The organism is Streptomyces sp. NPDC093065 (assembly GCF_044754585.1).
Lineage (GTDB): Bacteria > Actinomycetota > Actinomycetes > Streptomycetales > Streptomycetaceae > Streptomyces.
Map to the genome: position 1 here is coordinate 181,202 of NZ_JBIVPJ010000010.1, position 19,109 is coordinate 200,310.

Annotated in this window: 19 protein-coding genes; 3 read left to right on the top strand and 16 right to left on the bottom strand. The window is 72.2% G+C overall.

All coding sequences use genetic code 11. The features are described from left to right. Positions 1-113 precede the first annotated feature (113 nt). From ACIQFU_RS19610 to ACIQFU_RS19655, 10 genes are all read right to left on the bottom strand, one after another. On the bottom strand, positions 114-299 hold the full coding sequence (locus ACIQFU_RS19610) for a hypothetical protein (protein ID WP_402553124.1): 186 nt from the start codon (positions 297-299) through the stop codon (positions 114-116). A gap of 195 nt (positions 300-494) precedes the next feature. Beyond that, positions 495-1,115: a hypothetical protein gene (locus ACIQFU_RS19615; RefSeq protein ID WP_402553012.1), complete on the bottom strand. Its 621-nt coding sequence runs from the start codon at positions 1,113-1,115 to the stop codon at positions 495-497. Positions 1,116-1,150: 35 nt separating this feature from the next. Then, positions 1,151-1,735 (bottom strand): GNAT family N-acetyltransferase, encoded by a 585-nt coding sequence (locus ACIQFU_RS19620; protein WP_402553014.1) that lies wholly within the window; start codon positions 1,733-1,735, stop codon positions 1,151-1,153. Further along, on the bottom strand, positions 1,713-3,959 hold the full coding sequence (locus ACIQFU_RS19625) for an MMPL family transporter (RefSeq protein WP_402553015.1): 2,247 nt from the start codon (positions 3,957-3,959) through the stop codon (positions 1,713-1,715). The genes ACIQFU_RS19620 and ACIQFU_RS19625 overlap by 23 nt, the downstream gene beginning before the upstream one ends. 240 nt (positions 3,960-4,199) lie before the next feature. Continuing rightward, positions 4,200-5,714 carry an Asp-tRNA(Asn)/Glu-tRNA(Gln) amidotransferase subunit GatB gene (gatB, locus tag ACIQFU_RS19630; protein ID WP_402553017.1) on the bottom strand — a complete coding sequence of 505 codons (1,515 nt, stop codon included), beginning with the start codon at positions 5,712-5,714 and terminating at the stop codon, positions 4,200-4,202. A gap of 15 nt (positions 5,715-5,729) precedes the next feature. Beyond that, positions 5,730-5,969: a hypothetical protein gene (locus ACIQFU_RS19635; protein WP_166002421.1), complete on the bottom strand. Its 240-nt coding sequence runs from the start codon at positions 5,967-5,969 to the stop codon at positions 5,730-5,732. Next, on the bottom strand, positions 5,966-7,459 hold the full coding sequence (gene gatA, locus ACIQFU_RS19640; RefSeq protein ID WP_402553018.1) for an Asp-tRNA(Asn)/Glu-tRNA(Gln) amidotransferase subunit GatA: 1,494 nt from the start codon (positions 7,457-7,459) through the stop codon (positions 5,966-5,968). Before gatA ends, ACIQFU_RS19635 begins: the two co-directional genes overlap by 4 nt. A 5-nt stretch (positions 7,460-7,464) precedes the next feature. Next, entirely contained in the window at positions 7,465-7,761 is a 297-nt protein-coding gene (gene gatC, locus ACIQFU_RS19645) for an Asp-tRNA(Asn)/Glu-tRNA(Gln) amidotransferase subunit GatC (RefSeq protein WP_070023066.1), read from the bottom strand. Between the two features lie 118 nt (positions 7,762-7,879). Next, positions 7,880-8,398, bottom strand: a complete 519-nt coding sequence (locus tag ACIQFU_RS19650) for a cupin domain-containing protein (protein ID WP_402553019.1) — start codon at positions 8,396-8,398, stop codon at positions 7,880-7,882. A gap of 65 nt (positions 8,399-8,463) precedes the next feature. Then, positions 8,464-8,835, bottom strand: coding sequence for a DUF4267 domain-containing protein (locus ACIQFU_RS19655; protein WP_402553021.1), 372 nt, complete (start codon positions 8,833-8,835; stop codon positions 8,464-8,466). An 85-nt stretch (positions 8,836-8,920) separates the two neighbouring features. On the opposite strand from ACIQFU_RS19655, the gene ACIQFU_RS19660 reads away from it, so the two are divergent. Beyond that, positions 8,921-9,508: a TetR/AcrR family transcriptional regulator gene (locus ACIQFU_RS19660; RefSeq protein WP_402553023.1), complete on the top strand. Its 588-nt coding sequence runs from the start codon at positions 8,921-8,923 to the stop codon at positions 9,506-9,508. 28 nt (positions 9,509-9,536) lie between these two features. Here ACIQFU_RS19660 and rmdB read toward each other — a convergent pair whose 3' ends face one another. From rmdB to ACIQFU_RS19685, 5 genes are all read right to left on the bottom strand, one after another. Next, entirely contained in the window at positions 9,537-11,765 is a 2,229-nt protein-coding gene (gene rmdB / locus ACIQFU_RS19665; protein WP_402553025.1) for a cyclic Di-GMP phosphodiesterase RmdB, read from the bottom strand. A 257-nt stretch (positions 11,766-12,022) separates the two neighbouring features. Then, a complete protein-coding gene (gene ligA, locus ACIQFU_RS19670) occupies positions 12,023-14,158 on the bottom strand; it encodes an NAD-dependent DNA ligase LigA (RefSeq protein ID WP_402553126.1) in 2,136 nt (711 codons plus the stop codon). An 86-nt stretch (positions 14,159-14,244) separates the two neighbouring features. Continuing rightward, on the bottom strand, positions 14,245-15,240 hold the full coding sequence (locus ACIQFU_RS19675; RefSeq protein ID WP_402553027.1) for a methionine synthase: 996 nt from the start codon (positions 15,238-15,240) through the stop codon (positions 14,245-14,247). Between the two features lie 169 nt (positions 15,241-15,409). Beyond that, the gene (locus ACIQFU_RS19680) at positions 15,410-16,099 is read right to left on the bottom strand and encodes an SDR family oxidoreductase (RefSeq protein ID WP_402553029.1); all 690 of its coding nucleotides are present in this window, start codon (positions 16,097-16,099) and stop codon (positions 15,410-15,412) included. A gap of 27 nt (positions 16,100-16,126) precedes the next feature. Then, complete coding sequence (locus ACIQFU_RS19685) at positions 16,127-16,666, bottom strand: TIGR00730 family Rossman fold protein (RefSeq protein ID WP_402553031.1); 540 nt, start codon at positions 16,664-16,666, stop codon at positions 16,127-16,129. Between the two features lie 90 nt (positions 16,667-16,756). On the opposite strand from ACIQFU_RS19685, the gene ACIQFU_RS19690 reads away from it, so the two are divergent. Further along, positions 16,757-17,089, top strand: coding sequence for a DUF427 domain-containing protein (locus tag ACIQFU_RS19690; protein ID WP_402553032.1), 333 nt, complete (start codon positions 16,757-16,759; stop codon positions 17,087-17,089). Between the two features lie 37 nt (positions 17,090-17,126). After that, positions 17,127-17,906 (top strand): alpha/beta fold hydrolase, encoded by a 780-nt coding sequence (locus tag ACIQFU_RS19695; RefSeq protein WP_402553034.1) that lies wholly within the window; start codon positions 17,127-17,129, stop codon positions 17,904-17,906. Between the two features lie 43 nt (positions 17,907-17,949). On the opposite strand, the gene mnmA is transcribed toward ACIQFU_RS19695, so the two are convergent. Then, entirely contained in the window at positions 17,950-19,080 is a 1,131-nt protein-coding gene (mnmA, locus tag ACIQFU_RS19700) for a tRNA 2-thiouridine(34) synthase MnmA (RefSeq protein ID WP_402553036.1), read from the bottom strand. Between the last annotated feature and the right edge of the window lie 29 nt (positions 19,081-19,109).

Consider the following 19,109-nt stretch of genomic DNA (forward strand, 5'->3'; position numbering starts at 1 on the left):
CGGGTCCGACAGCGGGGCACCGGTTTTCGGCACGTGGACGGTGCCGGGAACGACGGTGCCGGGAACGACGGCGGGGAGGGAGGCCGTGCGGCCTCCCTCCCCGGCTCCCCCGTTCACGCGACCCGGGCGAACCAGGGCCGGCGCTGCCGCGGCGTATGGCTCTCCGCCTCGGCGGCGCCGTGGCGGGCCTCCCGGCGGGCGGCGCGACGGGCCCGGAGCACCTCGCGGGCCAGCCGGGCCTGGTCGGCGCGGCGGATCAGTTCGGCGGAGCGGTACTGCTGGAGTTGGTACTCGTACATGGTGTGTCCCATCGTTGAGAGCCGGATTCGGCTTCGCTCGTTCGCGATGCCTCAACCTTCGTCTCCCAGGGGGGTGGGCCACATCGGGCAAGTTCCGCATCTTCGGCGCCGCGCGGGGCCTTAGACGTGCGTGAGGGGTCTTAGGGCGCGCGCCACAGGCGTGCGGTTGCCCTAAGACCCCTCAGAAATGCCCGGTCAGCCGGTGGAGGGCAGTCCCAGCAGGACGTCCGTGTACTTCAGTACGGCAAGGAGCAGGCCGATGACGCCGAGGGCGACGCCCGCCCAGGCGACCGACTTGATCCACGGCGCCTGCGGGCGGCCGGGCGCGCCGAACGCGGGGCGGGCCAGCACGACGACGCCGACGATCAGCGCGACCAGGGCGAAGACTCCGCCCCACATCGCGGTGGCCTGCCAGGCGTTGCCGTAGCCCTTCTCGATCAGCGTGCCGACGTTCGACGACGAGGAGGTCTCCAGCTGGCCCATCAGCGACTCGCGCGCGGAGGCCACGGTGCCGACCCAGCTGCCGGTCAGGGAGACGATGCCGAGGCCGGCGGAGACGACGGCGCCCGCGCCCTGTCCGACGCCGGTGGGGCCGGCCCCGGCCGCGTCGGTGCCGTCGGTCCCGTCCGTGGCGTCGGCGTCCTCCGGCGTGCCGGTGCCGTCGGGAGTGCCGGTCCCGGACTGCTCGGCGGTTCCGGCGCCCTCAGCGGCTTCAGCGGTTTCAGAGGCCTCGGTGGACCCGGTGGCCTCGGCGGTCTCGTCCGTCTTGTGCTCGTCGGTCTTCACGCCGGTCTCGTCCACTGTCTTCGTTCCCATGCCTCGCACCGTACGGACGCTGTCTGAGAGGTCCCTTAATGATCCTTTCGAGCGGCACGCGCGCGTGCCTCGCGGGCCGCACGCCACTCGGGTGCGAGCACCGCCCACACCTCCATGTCCTGGCGTGCGCCCCGGTGGGGGAAGCTCTCGCGCAGCAGGCCCTCACGCATCATGCCGAGTCGCCGCGCGGCGTTGACACTCGGGGTGTTCGCCGAGGAGGCGTACCACTCCACACGGTGCATGCCGCGCTCGTCGAAGGCCCAGTCGATCAGCACCCGGGCACCGCGGGTGACCAGGCCGCGGCCCGTTCCGGCGGGCTCCAGCCAGCAGCCGATCTCGCAGACCCCGGTGGCCGTGTCGAAGGGGTGGTAGAGCACACCGCCGACGAGCGTGCCGTCCAGCCACAGCCCGTGCAGGAAGCCGCGGTCGGCGGCGCGCCGGTCGGCGTAGGTCTGGAGCACCTCACGCGCGGAGTCGACGTCGGTGGCCTTCGAGCCGAAGGGGACGTGCTCGGTGATGAAGTCCCGGCCGCGGTCCAGGTGGGCCAGGAACTCCTCGGCGTGCCAGGTCTCCAGGGGGCGCAGTTCGGCTCCGTCGTCACCCAGTGGTATCGCGTACATCCCGCTGCCGTTCCTCCTCCGCAAGGACGTCCGCCACCTCGGCGTCCGTCACCGCGGCCAGCCTCTCATGGGCGGCCCGGCACTCGGGCGGCTCGATGCTGATGCGCGGCAGGAGGGCGTCCAGGCGGCGCGGCAGCCACCAGTTGGCGCGGCCGAGCAGGTGCATCAGGGCGGGCACCAGGAGGGTGCGCAGCACGAAGGCGTCCAGGGCGACGGCGGCGGCGAGCGCGATGCCGAACATGGCGATCACGCGGTCGCCGCTGAGGACGAAGGCGAGGAAGACCGAGATCATGATGACGGCGGCGGAGTTGATCACCCGGCCGGTCTCGGCGAGTCCGACCCGGACGGCACGGCGGTTGTCGCCGGTCTCCAGCCATTCCTCGTACATCCGGCTGACGAGGAAGACCTGGTAGTCCATGGAGAGCCCGAAGAGCACCGAGACCATGATCACGGGTAGGAAGGGTTCGACGGGACCCGCGCTGCCGAGGCCGAGCAGTTCGCTCCCCCAGCCCCACTGGAAGATCGCCACGACCACTCCGAAGGCCGCGGCCACGGCCGCGACGTTCATGGCGGCGGCCTTGAGGGGGATGCCGACGGAGCGGAAGGCCAGCAGGAGCAGCAGGCAGCCCAGGCCGATGACGACGCCGACGAACAGGGGCAGCTTGCCGACGATGACGTCGGCGAAGTCGTCGTAGCCCGCCGTCACGCCGCCCACGTGCACGTCGAGCGCGGTCCCGGCCTCGGCGCGCGGCAGCACCTCGGAACGCAGCCGCTCGACCAGGTCGCTGGTGTCCTCGGACTGCGGCGCCGACTCGGGTACGACGGTGAGGTACGCGGCGTCGCCGCCGGAGTTGTACGTCACCGGGGTCACCGAGGAGACGCCCTCGGCGGTGCGCAGGGTCGCGTCGAGGTTGTCCAGGGCGAGCCGGTCCTCGGCGCCGCGGACCTCGGTGACCAGGGTGAGCGGGCCGTTGACGCCGGGGCCGAAACCGTCGGCGAGGAGGTCGTAGGCCTGGCGGGTGGTGGTGCCCTTGGCGTCGTTGCCCTGGTCGGAGGTGCCCAGGCGCAGGCCGAGGGTGGGCAGGGCGAGGACGGTGATGACGACGAGGGCGAGGGCGCCGAGCAGTTTCGGCCGGCGCTCGACGAAGGCCGACCAGCGGGCGGCGAACCCGGTCGCCACCTCCGGCTCGGGACCGTGCTCGGCGAGTCGGCGCCGCTCACGCCGGCTCAGGGCGCGCGGGCCGATGTACGACAGCAGGGCCGGCAGCAGCGTGACGGAGGCGGCGACGGTGAGGAGCACGGTCAGCGAGGCGGCGACGGCCACGCCGTTGAGGAAGCTCAGCCGGAGGATCAGCATGCCCAGCAGGGCGATGCAGACGGTGGCGCCCGCGAACACGACGGCCCGTCCGGTGGTCGCCACGGCGTCGGCGGCGGCCTCCGCCACGGACAGGCCGCGCTTCAGTCCGCGCCGGTGTCTGGTGACGATGAACAGGGCGTAGTCGATGCCTACGCCGAGTCCGATGAGGGTGCCCAGCATGGGCGCGAAGTCGGCGACGGTCATGGCGTGGCCGAGCAGGGTGATGCCGGCGTAGGCGGTGCCGACGGAGACCAGCGCGGTGGCGATGGGCAGCAGGGCCGCGGCGACGGAGCCGAAGGCGAGGAAGAGGACGACCGCTGCCACGGCCACGCCGACCGCCTCGGCGAGATGGCTGCCGCCGGACTCGGTCAGCGCTATGGCGTCGCCGCCCAGTTCGACGCGGAGTCCGTCGGTCTCGGCCGCCTCGGCGGTGTCGACCACGGCCCGCGCCTGGCCCGCGTCGATGTCCTGGGAGGCGTCCTCGAAGGTGACGGTCGCGTAGGCGGTGTCGGCGTTCTCGCTGATCAGGGGCGAGTCGGGGTCGTCGTACGGGTTGGTGACCGCGGCCACGCCGGGCAGGTCCGCGATGCGGTCCAGGGTGCGGGTCATCGCCTGTTCGACGTCGGTGGCGCGGACGGTGCCCGACGTGGTGTGCCAGACGATCGTGTCGCTGTCGCCGCCGAGGTCGGGGAAGCGGGACTCGAGCAGCCGGGAGGCGCGGTCGGAGCCGGTGCCCGGGATGCCGTAGTCGTTGGAGTACGCGGAGCCGGCGACCGTGGCGGCCGTGGCGACGCCACCGAGGGCGAGCAGCCAGAGCAGAACGGTTACGAGGCGACGTTGAACACACCAGCGTGCGAGGGCTGCCACGAACGTGCTCCCAGGGGTGTCTGATTGTGGATCTTTGACCGGAAACACCCGTTAAGCCGGGAACGCCGGGAACGGTCGTCCATGGGGTGAACGGCCCGCAAAGAACGCATGAGCGATGCGGAATCACTCTTGCAGGCAGAAGAGATCCTTTGCGGACTTAGTGGGCTTCTTCACAACAACGGCCCTGGGGGGACGCGCTGCGGTCGGCGCGTCCCCCCAGGGCTCGTGGTGTACCGGGCCTCAGCCCTCGGTGACACCCAGCTTCTCCAGGATCAGTTCCTTGACGCGGGCCGCGTCCGCCTGACCCCGGGTGGCCTTCATGACCGCGCCGACCAGCGCGCCCGCCGCGGCCACCTTGCCGCCGCGGATCTTGTCCGCGATGCCCGGGTTGCCGGCGATGGCCTCGTCGACCGCGGTGGTCAGCGCGCCCTCGTCGGAGACGACCTTCAGGCCGCGCTTGTCGACGACCTCGTCCGGCGTGCCCTCGCCGGCGAGGACGCCCAGGATGACCTGGCGGGCCAGCTTGTCGTTCAGCTCGCCCTTGGTCACCAGTTCGGCGACGCGGGCAACCTGGACCGGGGTGATCGCCAGCTCGTCCAGCGACGTGCCCGACTCGTTGGCGCTGCGGGCCAGCTCGCCCATCCACCACTTGCGGGCGGAGGCCGCGTCGGCACCGGCGTCGATCGTGGCGACGATCGGGTCCAGCGCTCCGGCGTTGAGGATGGACTGCATGTCGTTGCCGGAGATGCCCCACTCCTCGCGGAGCCGGTTGCGGCGCACCAGCGGCAGCTCGGGCAGTCCCGCCCGCAGCTCCTCGACCCACTCGCGGGACGGGGCGACGGGCACCAGGTCGGGCTCCGGGAAGTACCGGTAGTCCTCGGCCTCCTCCTTCACGCGGCCCGAGGTGGTGGACCCCGTGTCCTCGTGGAAGTGGCGGGTCTCCTGGATGATCGTGCCGCCGTCGTTCAGCACGGCGGCGTGCCGCTGGATCTCGAAGCGGGCGGCGCGCTCGACGGAGCGCAGCGAGTTGACGTTCTTGGTCTCGCTTCGGGTGCCGAACTTCTCCCGGCCGTGCGGGCGCAGCGACAGGTTCACGTCGCAGCGCATCTGGCCCATCTCCATGCGGGCCTCGGACACGCCGAGGGCACGGATGAGTTCGCGCAGCTCGCGGACGTACGCCCGCGCGACCTCGGGGGCCCGCTCGCCCGCTCCCTCGATCGGCTTGGTGACGATCTCGATGAGCGGGATGCCGGCGCGGTTGTAGTCGAGCAGGGAGTGCGAGGCGCCGTGGATACGGCCCGTCGCGCCACCGACGTGCAGCGACTTGCCGGTGTCCTCCTCCATGTGGGCGCGCTCGATCTGGACGCGGAAGGTCTCCCCGTCCTCCAGCTGCACGTCGAGGTAGCCGTCGAAGGCGATCGGCTCGTCGTACTGGGAGGTCTGGAAGTTCTTCGGCATGTCCGGATAGAAGTAGTTCTTCCGGGCGAAGCGGCACCACTCGGCGATCTCGCAGTTGAGCGCGAGACCGATCTTGACGGCCGACTCGACGCCGGTCGCGTTGACGACCGGGAGCGCGCCGGGCATGCCGAGGCAGACGGGGCAGGTCTGGGAGTTCGGATCGGCACCGAGCGCGGTCGAACAGCCGCAGAACATCTTGGTGTGGGTGCCGAGTTCGACATGGACCTCGAGGCCCATGACGGGGTCGTAGGACGCGAGTGCGTCCTCGTACGACACCAGGTCGGTCGTGGTGGTCACGGTGAAACTTCCCTCTCAGCCCAGCAGGACGTCGTCGTCGCCGAGGCGCTTCAGCTCGCGGTAGAGGATGGCGAGTCCGGTGACGATGGCGGCGGCGGACACGGCCGCGTCGACCAGGCGGAGCGTGTCGCTCTCGGCCCGGGCGAGCTTGGCCTGCTTGGCGACGCTCAGCGCGCCGAACGCCGTGGTGGCCATGGACAGGTACAGGCCGTTCTTGGACTTCTTGAAGCCCTTGGCCTTCGACAGCTTGCTCACAGCGACGGTGCCTCCTCCAGCAGCGGGTGGCCCCACTTTTCCACGAAGGCGGCCTCGACGGCGGCGCCGACCCTGTAGAGCCGGTCGTCCTTCATGGCGGGGGCGATGATCTGCAGACCCACCGGCAGGTTGTCCTCGGGGGCGAGGCCGCAGGGCAGCGACATGGCCGCGTTGCCCGCCAGGTTGGTGGGGATGGTGCACAGGTCGGCCAGGTACATCGCCATCGGGTCGTCGGCGCGCTCGCCGATCGCGAAGGCGGTGGTCGGGGTCGTCGGGGAGACGATCACGTCGACCTGCTCGAAGGACCGCTCGAACTCCTGCTTGATCAGGGTGCGGACCTTCTGGGCGCTGCCGTAGTACGCGTCGTAGTACCCGCTCGACAGGGCGTACGTGCCGAGCATGATGCGGCGCTTGACCTCGGGGCCGAAGCCGGCCTCGCGGGTCAGGGAGGTGACCTCCTCGGCGGAGTGCGTCCCGTCGTCGCCGACGCGCGCGCCGTAGCGCAGGCCGTCGAAGCGGGCGAGGTTGGAGGAGCACTCGGACGGCGCGATCAGGTAGTACGCGGAGAGCGCGAGGTCGAAGGACGGGCAGTCCAGCTCGACGATCTCGGCGCCCAGCGACTTCAGCAGCTCCACGGACTCGTCGAAGCGCTGGACGACACCGGCCTGGTAGCCCTCGCCGCGGAACTGTTTGACGACGCCGACGCGCATGCCGTCCACGCTGCCGTTGCGGGCGGCCTCGACGACGGCGGGGACCGGCGCGTCGATGGAGGTGGAGTCCATCGGGTCGTGCCCGGCGATCACCTCGTGCAGCAGGGCCGCGTCCAGGACCGTACGGGCGCAGGGGCCGCCCTGGTCGAGGGAGGAGGAGAAGGCCACCATGCCGTAGCGGGAGACGCCGCCGTAGGTCGGCTTGACGCCGACGGTGCCGGTGACGGACGCGGGCTGGCGGATGGAGCCGCCGGTGTCGGTGCCGATGGCGAGCGGCGCCTGGAAGGCGGCGAGGGCCGCGGAGGAGCCGCCGCCGGAGCCGCCGGGGATCCTGGTGAGGTCCCAGGGGTTGCCGGTCGGGCCGTAGGCGCTGTTCTCGGTGGAGGACCCCATGGCGAACTCGTCCATGTTGGTCTTGCCGAGGATGACGACGTCGGCGGCCTTGAGGCGCCGGGTGACAGTCGCATCGTACGGCGGGATCCAGCCCTCAAGGATCTTCGAGCCGACGGTGGTGGGGATGCCCTCGGTGGTGAAGATGTCCTTGAGCGCGAGGGGGACGCCGGCCAGCGGGCCGAGCTTCTCGCCGCGCTCGCGCTTCTCGTCCACGGCGCGGGCCTGGGCCAGCGCGCCCTCGCGGTCGACGTGCAGGAAGGCGTGCACCTTCTCGTCGACGGCCTCGATGCGGGCCAGGTGGGCCTCGGTGACCTGCACGGCACTCAGTTCGCCGGAGGCGATCTTCGCGGCGGTCTCGGCCGCGGTGAGCCTGATGATGTCGCTCATGGCGGTTACTCCTCCCCCAGGATCTGCGGCACCTTGAATCGCTGCTGCTCCTGGGCCGGGGCGCCGGAGAGCGCCTGCTCGGGCGTGAGCGACGGACGGACCTCGTCCGCCCGCATGACGTTCGTCAGCGGGAGCGGGTGCGAGGTCGGCGGTACGTCTTGGTCGGCGACCTCGCTGACGCGGGCGACCGCGCCGATGATGTCGTCCAGCTGTCCCGCGAAGTGCTCGAGCTCTTCGGGCTTCAGCTCCAGACGCGCCAGCCGGGCGAGGTGGGCGACCTCCTCGCGCGTGATGCCAGGCATGCAGCGTTCCTCTGGGTGAGTGTGTGGTCGGGGCACATCGGCCGGGGCAAGGCGCCTGTTCCGGTCGATTCGGCCCAGTCGGTTTGGCCCAATCCTATGGGGCCGGGCCCCGTGGCCGTTAAACGGTTTCCCCCGGACCGGCTTCCCGGCGCCGCGCGTCCCAGGCGGCGCTGCGCAGGAAATGGTTGTCGTAGAGCTCCTGGACCTCCAGCAGGCTCTCCCGGGTGGCCTCGCCGAGGGCGATGCGCTGGAGGTGGCGGAAGTACTCGAAGCGCTCGACACCCGGCGTGAGGACGATGAGCAGGTCGGCGTCGGCTCCCGGCACGGCGGCGAAGGCGTGCGGCCTGCCGGGCGGGACCACCACGAGGTCGCCGGGGCCCGCGGTGAGGACGTCGTCGCCGGAGAGGATGTCGGCGGCGCCGTCGAGGAGGAAGAACATCTCGGCGGAGTTGTCGTGCCAGTGCGGCGCGGCGCCGTCGGCGCCCGCGGTGAGGGTGACGCGCTGGGTGGACAGGGCGCCGCCGGTGGCGCTGCTGTCCGCCAGCAGGCGCACGGTGGTGGGCGCGCGGCCGACGACCTCGGCCTCGGCCTCGCGGACGACCACGGACTCGTCGAACTTCGGAACGAACAGCGACATTCTCGGACTCCCTGGAGCGAACGACGGACGGGTGCGTCCGGGTGGGTCCACCCGGACGGGTGTGCTCAGACCGCGAAGAGCAGTCCGGCACTGATCAGGACAACGACCGCGGTGGCGAAGTGGATCCCGAAGGCCACCGCCCTCGTGCCCCCGTGGCGCAGCACTATGAGCGTGTCGGCGAGCGGCACGAGGGCGACGCAGAGCATGAACCACGCCTCCGGGCGGGCGCCGGCGAAGGCCAGCAGAGCGAGCCCCACCACGCCGAGCGCGCCGTCCCTGACCCCCTTGATCGTCAGATAGGCGCCGGCGTCGCCGCCGGGGTCGGCCGGGACGCCGTAGCCGGCGGCGGCCGGGCCGGGCTGGAACAGGAAGCGGTACCCCAGGAACAGGCAGAACAGGTTGAGCACGACGGCCAGGGTGTATGCGGTGACGGTCACGACGACTCCTTGCTAGCGATGCTAGGTACAGGAATGACGCTAGCAGAACGATGACAGCATGGCTAGCGTTGCTAGAATCTCGGTCATGACGATTCAGGCGCGCCGGGAGCGCGAACGGGCGGAACGCGAGCGGCTGATCGTGACGGTCGCGCGGAACCTGGCCGAGGCGGAGGGCTGGGACGCGGTCACCACCCGCCGGCTGGCCGCGGAGATCGAGTACAGCCAGCCGGTCCTGTACAGCCACTTCAAGAGCAAGGGCGCGATCGTGGCGGCGGTCGCGGTACGGGGCTGCGAGGAACTGACGGCCGGCCTGCGGGCTTCGGCCGCGGCGGCCGGGGACGGGTACGGGAGGGCGGCGGCGGTCGGCCGGGCGTACACGGACTTCGGACGGCGGCGGCCCGCGCTCTACGACGCGATGTTCACGCACCCGGTGGACCTGCCGTTCGCCACCCCCGGGGCACCGGCGCCCCTCCGGGAGGCGTTCGGCGAACTGCGGCGGGCCGTCCAGCCGGTCGCGCGCGACGGGGAAGACCTCACGCTGCTCACGGAGACGTTCTGGGCGGGACTGCACGCCCTGGTGACGCTGACGCGCGACGGCCGGCTGCCCGCGGAGACCCACGACCACCGGCTCGCCCTGCTGATCGCGCGCTTCGCCGTGCCTGCCGGTGGGTGAGAGCGCGCCGCGGTTCGCGGCGCTCGGGTCACTCGTCGCTCGCCGCCGCGGGCAGTGCGGCGGCGGCCCGTACCCAGCCCCTCGAACCCCGGGCGAGCAGCCAGGCCGTGGTCTCCTCCGGGGGCATCGCGGCCGCCACCAGCCAGCCCTGTACGGCGTCGCAGCCGAGGTCCCGCAGGCGTTCCCAGGTCTCGTCGTCCTCCACGCCCTCGGCGACGACGAGCAGTCCGAGGGAGTGGGCGAGGTCGACCGTGCAGCGCACGATCTCGGCGTCCTCGTTGTCGATGGCCAGCCGGGCCACGAACGAGCGGTCGATCTTCAGCTCGCTGACGGGGAGCCTGCGCAGGTGGACGAGGGAGGAGTAGCCGGTGCCGAAGTCGTCCAGGGACATCTTGACGCCGTGCCCGGTCAGCGCGTTGAGGGTGTCGGCCGCGCGCTGCGGGTCCTCCAGCAGGACGTGCTCGGTGATCTCGAGTTGGAGCGCTCCCGCGGGAACGCCGTGCCGGGCGAGCCGGGCGGCCACCGAGCCCGCGAACCCGGGGGTGTGCACGTCGCGCGGGGAGACGTTGACCGCGACCGGCACGAACAGGCCCTGGGAGCGCCAGTGGGCGACCTGCTCCAGCGCCGTCTCCAGTACGTACTCGGTGAGGTGGGGCATCAGCCCGGAGGACTCGGCGATCGCTATGAACTCGTCCGGCGGCACCTTGCCGCGCTCGGGGTGCACCCAGCGCACCAGCGCCTCCAGGCCCGCCACCTGCCCGTCGAAGCGGACCTTGGGCTGGTAGTGCAGCTCGACCTCGTGGGCGTCCAGGGCCCGGCGCAGGTCGCCGAGGAGGCCGAGCCGGTCCGGAGTGTTGGAGTCCCGCTTGGACTCGTAGACCTCCACCCCGGTGCGGTCCCGCTTCGCCTGGTACATCGCCACGTCCGCGCGGCGCAGCAGCCCCTCGGCGTCCAGCGCGTGGTCGGGGAAGACGGCGACCCCGGCGCTGGCCTCCAGGACCAGGGTGAGTCCGTCCAGGTCCATCGGTGAACTGAGCGCGGACACCAGGCCCCGGGCGATCCGGGTCGCCGACGTGGTGGAGTCGGCGACGGGCAGTAAGACGGCGAACTCGTCGCCGCCGAGCCGCGCGGCCTCCGCTCCGCGCGGCAGGGCCTGTCGCAGCCGGTCGGCGGTCTGCAGGAGCAGCCGGTCCCCGGCGAGGTGTCCGAGCGTGTCGTTGACCGACCGGAAACGGTCGAGGTCGATCAGCATGAGGGCGGCGCGGGCGCCGATGCGCTCGGCGTCGTCCAGCGCGCTCCAGGTGCGCTCCAGGAGCCACTGCCGGTTGGGCAGGCCGGTGAGCGGGTCGCGCAACTGCTCCTCGGCGCGGGCGCGGGCGATCCACAGCGTGGAGTCGAGGGCGATGAGCGGGATGGCGAACAGCGGCAGCAGCAGCGGCTTGGCGACGGCGACGACGCAGACCAGCGGGGCGATGCCGAGCAGCGCGACGGCGACCAGGCCCTGTCTGACCAGGGCGGTGCGGGCCACGGTGGGGAGCCCGGGGCGCGGGGTCTGCAGGTACCACAGCAGGGCGCGGGTGACGGCGAGGTAGGCGATGGCGACGAGCGCCACCTTGGGCGCCGCGTACATGCCCCAGGTGTCGGGGTCCCAGGGGTGCTCGACGGACGGTACGGAACCGCAGACGCCGAGGAGGAGGGCGCCCGCGGCGATGCCGAGGATGTCCACCGCGCCGTGCAGGACGCCCTGCCGCCAGCGGCCCCGGCGGGCTATGCCGACCAGGACGACGACGGTGAGGCTGACCATGCCGGCCGGAATCCAGCCGTACAGCAGCAGGACGGCGAGGGTGAGGGCGGCGCCCGAGCCGGTGCCGCCCCACCAGCGGGAGCGGCCGAGCATGACCAGGTGGCCGACGACGATGCCGGTCAGCACGGCCAGGGACCAGCCGACGGTGCCGGACGGGAAGAGGGCGTGGCCGTCGCTGAACGCCCGGTAGAAGCCCGCGCCCAGGACGAAGGCGGCGGTCGCGACGATCGCCGCGGGCAACGCGGGCCAGGACAGGTGCCGTTCGGCGTCCGGGTCGGCGGGGCCGTGGAGGTGTCCGGTGGTGTGGCCGGTGGCCTGCGGCACGCGGATGCCCGCCGCGGGACGCGGGATGCCACCCTCGCGTTGCCCGTGCCACCGGCTCACGTGCCACGCGCCCACCATGCGACGCAGGCGCAGCCGTGAGCCCGCGGCGGCGCTCTCGGTCGGTTCCATTCCCGTCCCTCTCACAGCCGGCGGTGCCCACGCCACGCGGCCCCCGCCTCGACCACCTTCAACGGCTCCGCGTCAAAGACCCCTTCCCCTGTCACCCGGGGCAGGGGGATGCCCCGACCGCAGCTGGGCACGGCGGGCGCACACCTCAACAGTAGGCCGCGGAAGGCTTCCAGGGGCACTGGTCGTCGACGGTTGCCCGAATGCCACCCGGCCACCCGTATGCATCTGATATGCGCCGATCGGGTGGCCTTCAACCGCTATTCCTCAGCCGAAAGCGCGACACCCGCCGCCGCTTCGGCTCCTTGTTCGAGGAGCACGCCGAAACCTTCCTCGTTCAGAACCGGCACTTTCAGCTGCATCGCCTTGTCGTACTTCGACCCGGGGTTGTCACCGACCACGACGAACGACGTCTTCTTGGACACCGATCCGGTCACCTTGGCGCCCCTGTTCTGGAGGGCCTCCTTGGCGCCGTCCCGGGTGAAGTTCTCCAGGGTGCCGGTGACGACGACGGTGAGTCCCGCGAGCGGCCGGGGCCCTTCGTCCTCCCCCGTCGACCGGTCCTCCAGCAAGACCCCGGCCGCCTTCCACTTGCGGACGATCTCGCGGTGCCAGTCCACGGCGAACCACTCCTTGACGGCGGTGGCGATGGTGCCGCCCACGCCGTCCGTGCTCGCCAGCTCCTCCTCGGTGGCCTGCTCGATGCGGTCGACGGAGCGGAACTCGCGGGCGAGGGCCTGGGCGGCGACCGGTCCGACGTACCGGATGGAGAGGCCGTTGATGAAGCGGGCCAGCGGGCGGGTCTTGGCCTCCTCGATGTACTGCAGGAGCGCGAGGGTGTTCTTCTTCGGCTCGCCCTCCTTGTTGGCGAAGACCGTGGCGATCTTCTCCTCGCCGGTCTTGGGGTCGCGCTTGGGCAGCCCGCTGTCCGGGTCGAGGACGTACGCCTTGATGGGCAGCAGCTTCTCGACGGTGAGGTCGAAGAGGTCGCCCTCGTCCACCAGCGGGGGCTCGGCCGGTTCCAGCGGGCCGGTGAGCGCGGCCGCCACGACGCCGCCGAAGTGCTCGATGTCCAGGCACTCCCGCCCGGCGAGGTAGGCGACGCGCTCGCGCAACTGGGCCGGGCAGGCGCGGGCGTTGGGGCACCGCAGGTCGATGTCGCCCTCTTTCATCGCCTTCAGCGGCGTCCCGCACTCGGGGCACTCGGCCGGCATCACGAACTCCCGCTCGCTGCCGTCCCTGAGGTCGGCGACCGGCCCGAGGATCTCGGGGATGACGTCACCGGCCTTGCGCAGCACCACGGTGTCGCCGATGAGCACGCCCTTGGCCTTGACGACCTCCTGGTTGTGCAGGGTGGCGAACTCCACCTCGCTGCCGGCCACCGTGACCGGCTCGACCTGCGCGTACGGAGTGACGCGGCCGGTGCGGCCGACGCCCACCTTGATGTCGACGAGCTTGGTGTTGACCTCCTCCGGCGCGTACTTGTAGGCGATGGCCCAGCGGGGCGCGCGGGCGGTGGAGCCGAGCCGGCCCTGGAGGCGGATCTCGTCGAGCTTGACGACGACACCGTCGATCTCGTGCGCCACGGAGTGCCGGTTCTCGCCGTAGTACGCGATGAAGTCCCGTACGCCGTCCAGGCCGTCGACCACCCTGTTGTGCGGGGAGGTGGGCAGGCCCCAGGTCTTCAGCAGGTCGTATGCCTGGGAGAGGCGGGTCAGGCCCTTGTAGCCCTCCAGGGTGCCGATGCCGTGGACCACCATGTGCAGCGGGCGGGTGGCGGTGACGCGCGGGTCCTTCTGGCGCAGCGAACCGGCCGCCGCGTTGCGGGCGTTGGCGAAGGGCTTGTCCCCCGCCTCGTTCAGCCGGGCGTTGAGTTCCTGGAACTTCTCCATCGGGAAGTAGACCTCGCCCCGGATCTCCACGAGGTCGGGGACCTCGTCGCCGGCCAGGCGCTCGGGGATCTCCGCGATGGTGCGGACGTTGGGCGTGATGTCCTCGCCGGTGCGGCCGTCGCCGCGGGTGGCGGCGCGGACCAGACGGCCGCGCTCGTAGGTGAGGTTGACGGCGAGTCCGTCGACCTTCAGCTCGCACAGGAAGTGGTACTCCTGCTCGCCCAGCTCCCGGGCGATGCGGTCGAACCAGGCGGCCAGCTCGTCGTCGTTGAACGTGTTGTCCAGGGAGAGCATCCGCGTGGGGTGCTCGACGGCCGTGAACTCGGTCTCGTAGGAGCCGGACACCTTCTGCGTCGGGGACTCGGGGGTGCGCAGCTCCGGGTGGCGCTCCTCCAGCTCCTCCAGGGTGCGCAGCAGCCGGTCGAACTCCGCGTCGCTGACCACGGGTGCGTCGTTCACGTAGTACCGGAAGCGGTGCTCCTCGATCTGCTCGGCGAGGCGCATGTGCCGCTCCCGCGCCTCGGCGGGCACGCTGGTCGTCTCCGCCTGCTTGTCGCCCTGCTTGTCGCCGGCCACCGTAAGTCCTCCCGTTACTCTGGGTTGTCCGCGAGGGATCCCGCCGCCCGGACGCAGTGGGCGAGCGCGCGCCGGGCGTACTCCGGGGAAGCACCCGCGAGTCCGCACGCGGGAGTGACGGTGACCGTCCTCGCGAGCAGCTCCGGGCGCAGCCCCAGCCTGCGCCACAGCGTTCTGACACCCATGACGCTACCGGCAGGGTCTGACAATGCGGTGTCCGTGCCCGGCACGACACCTGCGAACAGCCGGGTGCCGCCCTCGACGGCCTCACCGATCGCGTCGTCGTCACGCTCGGTGAGGAGCGAGAAGTCGAAGGAGACGCCCGCGACGCCCGCCCGGCGCAGCAGGGCGAACGGCACGTCCGGCGCGCAGGAGTGGACCACGACGGGGCCGCCGTCGTGGACCCCGGCGACCTCGCGGAGGGTCGCCTCCACGGCCTGGCGGTCGACGGCGCGGTGGGTGCGGTAGCCGCTGGCGGTGCGGACGCTGCCGCGCAGGACGGCGGTGAGGGACGGCTCGTCGAGCTGGAGAACGGGGCGGGCGCCGGGCACGCGGCGACGGATCTCGGCGAGGTGCAGGCGCAGGCCTTCGGTGAGCGAGGCGGCGAGGTCGCGGCAGGCGCCGGGGTCGGAGAGGACCGCCTCGCCGTTGCGCAGTTCCAGGGCGGCGGCGAGGGTCCACGGGCCGACCGCCTGGACCTTGAGCGGGCCCTCGTAGCCCTGGGTGAACTCCTCCAGGGCGTCGAGGTCCTCGCCCAGCCAGGCCCGGGCGCGTTTCGTGTCCCGCCCCGGGCGGTCGCCGAGCCGCCAGCCGCTGGGCTCCACGCGCGCGTACAGCTCGACGAGCAGGCCGGCGGTGCGGCCGATCATGTCGGCGCCGGGGCCGCGGGCGGGCAGCTCGGGGAGGAAGGGGAAGTCCTCGAAGCTGCCGGTGGCGGTTCTGGCCGCCTCGCGGGCGTCGTGGCCCGGGAGGCTGCCGATGCCGGTGGCGGGGGCGAAGTCGTCGTTCACGGGAGAAGCGTACGCAGGGGTCGGGCGGCTGGATTCCGCCCCCGCCGCCCCTTCCCTTTCCCGTCCCCGGGGGCTGCCGCCCCCGAACCCCCGCCTTCGGCCCTGGACGGGCCTCGTCCTCAGACGCCGGACGGGCTGGAATTTCCACACCGGCGTCTCGGAGAAACCCTTACCGTCCCGGGCGCACCGTCAGGTCGTTGACCTCCGCGTCCCTCGGGAGGTCCAGGGCCATCAGGATGGTCGTGGCGACGGACTCGGGGTCCATCCACTGCGACGGGTCGTACTCCTTGCCCTCCTGCCGGTGGACCTTGGCCTGCATGGGGCTGGCGGTGCGGCCGGGGTAGACCGAGGTGACCCGGACGCCGTTGCCGTGCTCCTCCTGGCGCAGTGCGTCGGCGAGGGCCTTCAGGCCGTGCTTCGAGGCGCCGTACGCGGCCCAGCCGGCGTGGGCGTTGAGGCCGGAGCCGGAGTTGACGAAGAGCACCTGGCCCTGGGCGACGCGGAGCTGGGGCAGGAGGAGGCGGGTCAGCTCGGCGGGGGCGACCAGGTTGACGTTGAGCTGGTTGAGCCAGGTCTTCGGGGTGAGGTCGCCGACCGGTCCGAGGTCGACGACCCCGGCGATGTGCAGCAGCGGGTCCACCCGGTCGGGCAGCGACTGGTGCGAGAGGGCCCAGGACAGCTTGGCCGGGTCGGCCAGGTCTCCGACCAGCGTCCTCGCGCCGGGGAGCGCGGCGGCCAGTTCCTTCGCGCGGCCCGCGTCGCGCGCGTGGAGCACGACCTCGTCGCCGCGTTCGTGCAGGCGGCGGGCGACGGCCGCGCCGATGCCGGAGCCCGCTCCGGTGATCACGTGTGTAGCCATGCCCGCCATGCTCGCACCACCGGCGTCCTACTCGATGCCCTGGCTCTCCTCCAGGTAGGCGAGCGCGCCGACCGGCTCCTCGGCGAAAAAAACCAGCTCGGTGAGGGGGCGGGGGAGGAAGCCCTCGTCCTCCATGCGGCGGAACTGCTCCCTGAGGCCGTCGTAGAAGCCCGCGGTGTTGAGCAGCACGACCGGCTTGTCGGTGTGCCCGTGCTTCTTCAGCTCCAGGATCTCGGTGGCCTCGTCGAGCGTGCCGGTGCCGCCCACCATGACGACGACGGCGTCGGCCTTCTCCAGCAGCAGCCGCTTGCGCTCGGCCAGGTCCTTCGCGATCAGCATCTCGTCGGCGCCCTCGCGCGCCTTGGCCGCCAGGAAGTCCACCGAGACCCCGAGCAGTCGGCCGCCCGACTCCTGCACGCCGTCGGCGACCACCTTCATCAGGCCGACGTCCGAGCCGCCCCAGACGAGGGTGTGACCGCCCTTGCCGAGCAGTTCGGCGAACTCCTTGGCGGGGCCCGTGTAGCGCTCGTCGAGGTCGGCGGCGGAGAGGAAGACGCAGATGTTCATGGCGTCCACCGTACGGCCCGGCGGAGCGGGAAGAACCAGACGGCCGGGCACGCTGTAGTGGCGAAGGCCACTGCACCGAGGAGGACGACCGTGACCAAGGGACTCAAGGGACACCGCATCACCGTCGAGCCGAGCGAGCGGCACGTGCGCGTGGTGCACGGCGGGCAGCTGCTCGCGGAGAGCGACGGGGCGTTGGTGCTGCACGAGACGGGCTGTCCCGACCGGTACTACCTCCCGGCCGAGGACGTTCGCCTCGACCTGCTGACGCCGTCCGCCACGACCACCCACTGCCCCTTCAAGGGCGACGCCTCCTACTGGTCGCTGCCGGACGCGGCGGACCTCGTCTGGGCGTACCCGGACCCGAAGCCGGAGGTCGCGGAGATCAAGGACCGCCTCTGCTTCTACGAAGTCGAGGTGTCCTGAGCGATGAACCGCGTGCCGTACGGCAGTCTGCACAGGCATGGAGAAGAAGACTGTTTCGCGTGACGGCACACGCATCGCCTACGAACGCACCGGGCGGGGGCCGACGGTCGTGCTCGTCAGCGGCGCGATGTCGACCGGTGCCACGACGGCACCGCTGGCCGCCGAGCTGTCGGACCGCTTCGACGTCGTCGTGTACGACCGCCGGGGGCGCGGTGGGAGCGGCGACACCGCGCCGTACGCGGTGGAACGCGAGATCGAGGACCTGGCGGCGCTGACCGAGGCGGTGGGCGGCGAGGCCTCGCTGTACGGCATGTCTTCGGGCGGCGCACTGGTGCTCCGGGCGGCGGCGAGCGGTCTGCCGGTGCGCCGGGCCGCCGTGTACGAGGTGCCGTACGCCATGGACGACGCGGGCGTGCGGGCCGGGGCCGAGTACACGGAGCGGCTGACCGAGGCGCTCGGCCAGGGCCGCCGCGGGGATGCCGTGGAGCTGTTCCTGCGCCGCACCGGGCTGGGCGAGGAGATGATCCGCGGTGCCCGGCAGTCCCCCATGTGGGCGGGGATGGAGTCGGTGGCGCCGAGCCTGGCGTACGACGACGCCGTGATGGGCGACGGCCGGGTGCCCCGCTCCGAGATCGCCGCGATCGCCTGCCCCCTGCTGGTCCTCGCGGGCGGCGCGAGCGACGCGTGGTGGCACGAGGCCGCCCGGACGGTCGCGGAGTCGGCCCCCGACGGCGCGTACGGCACCGTGGACGGGCAGACCCACATGGTGGAGCCGGGCGTACTGGCGCCGGTGCTGGCGGAGTTCTTCGCCGGATGAGCCGGCGCCCACGAGGGCGCCGGCGCGCTGCCCGGCGGTGGGTTCAGGCGGCGCCGGCCGTGGCGCGCGTCGTCGACGCGATGGTCGCCGAGCCCACCACGCGCGTGCCGTCGTACAGCACGATCGCCTGGCCGGGGGCGACACCGCGGACCGGCTCGGTGAAGGTGACCTCCAGGGCGCCGTCGACCAGCTCGGCCCGTACCCCGGTCTCGCCGCCGTGGGCGCGCAGCTGGGCCGTGTAGGTGCCGGGGCCGGCGGGAGCGGCGCCGCACCAGCGGGGCTTGACCGCGCGGAGGGCGTCGACGTCGAGTGCCTCGGCCGGGCCGACCGTCACGGTGTTGTTCACCGGGGAGATGTCCAGGACGTAGCGCGGCTTGCCGTCGGGGGCCGGGGTGCCGATCCTGAGGCCCTTGCGCTGGCCGATGGTGTAGCCGTAGGCGCCGTCGTGGGTGCCGAGCCGGTTGCCCGCCTCGTCGACGATGTCGCCCTCGGCCCTGCCGAGCCGGTCGGCGAGGAAGCCCTGGGTGTCGCCGTCGGCGATGAAGCAGATGTCGTGCGAGTCGGGCTTCTTGGCCACCGCGAGGCCCCTGCGCTCGGCCTCCGCGCGGATCTCGTCCTTGGTGGTGACCGTGTCGCCGAGCGGGAACATCGCGTGGGCGAGCTGCCGGTCGTCGAGCACGCCGAGGACGTAGCTCTGGTCCTTGGCCATGTCGGAGGCGCGGTGCAGCTCCCGGGTGCCGTCCTCGCGCAGGATCACCTGGGCGTAGTGGCCGGTGCAGACGGCGTCGAAGCCGAGGGCGAGCGCCTTGTCGAGCAGCGCGGCGAACTTGATCTTCTCGTTGCAGCGCAGGCACGGGTTGGGGGTGCGTCCCGCCTCGTACTCGGCGACGAAGTCCTCGACCACGTCCTCGCGGAAGCGGTCGGCGAGGTCCCACACGTAGAAGGGGATGCCGATGACGTCGGCGGCGCGCCGGGCGTCCCGTGAGTCCTCGATGGTGCAACAGCCCCGGGCGCCCGTGCGGAAGGACTGCGGGTTCGCGGAGAGCGCCAGGTGGACGCCGGTCACGTCGTGCCCCGCCTCGGCCGCGCGGGCTGCGGCGACGGCGGAGTCGACTCCGCCCGACATGGCGGCGAGGACGCGGAGGGGACGGGTGCGCTGCGGAGTGTCAGTCATAGCCCCTCCAGAGTACGGGGAGGCGGGAA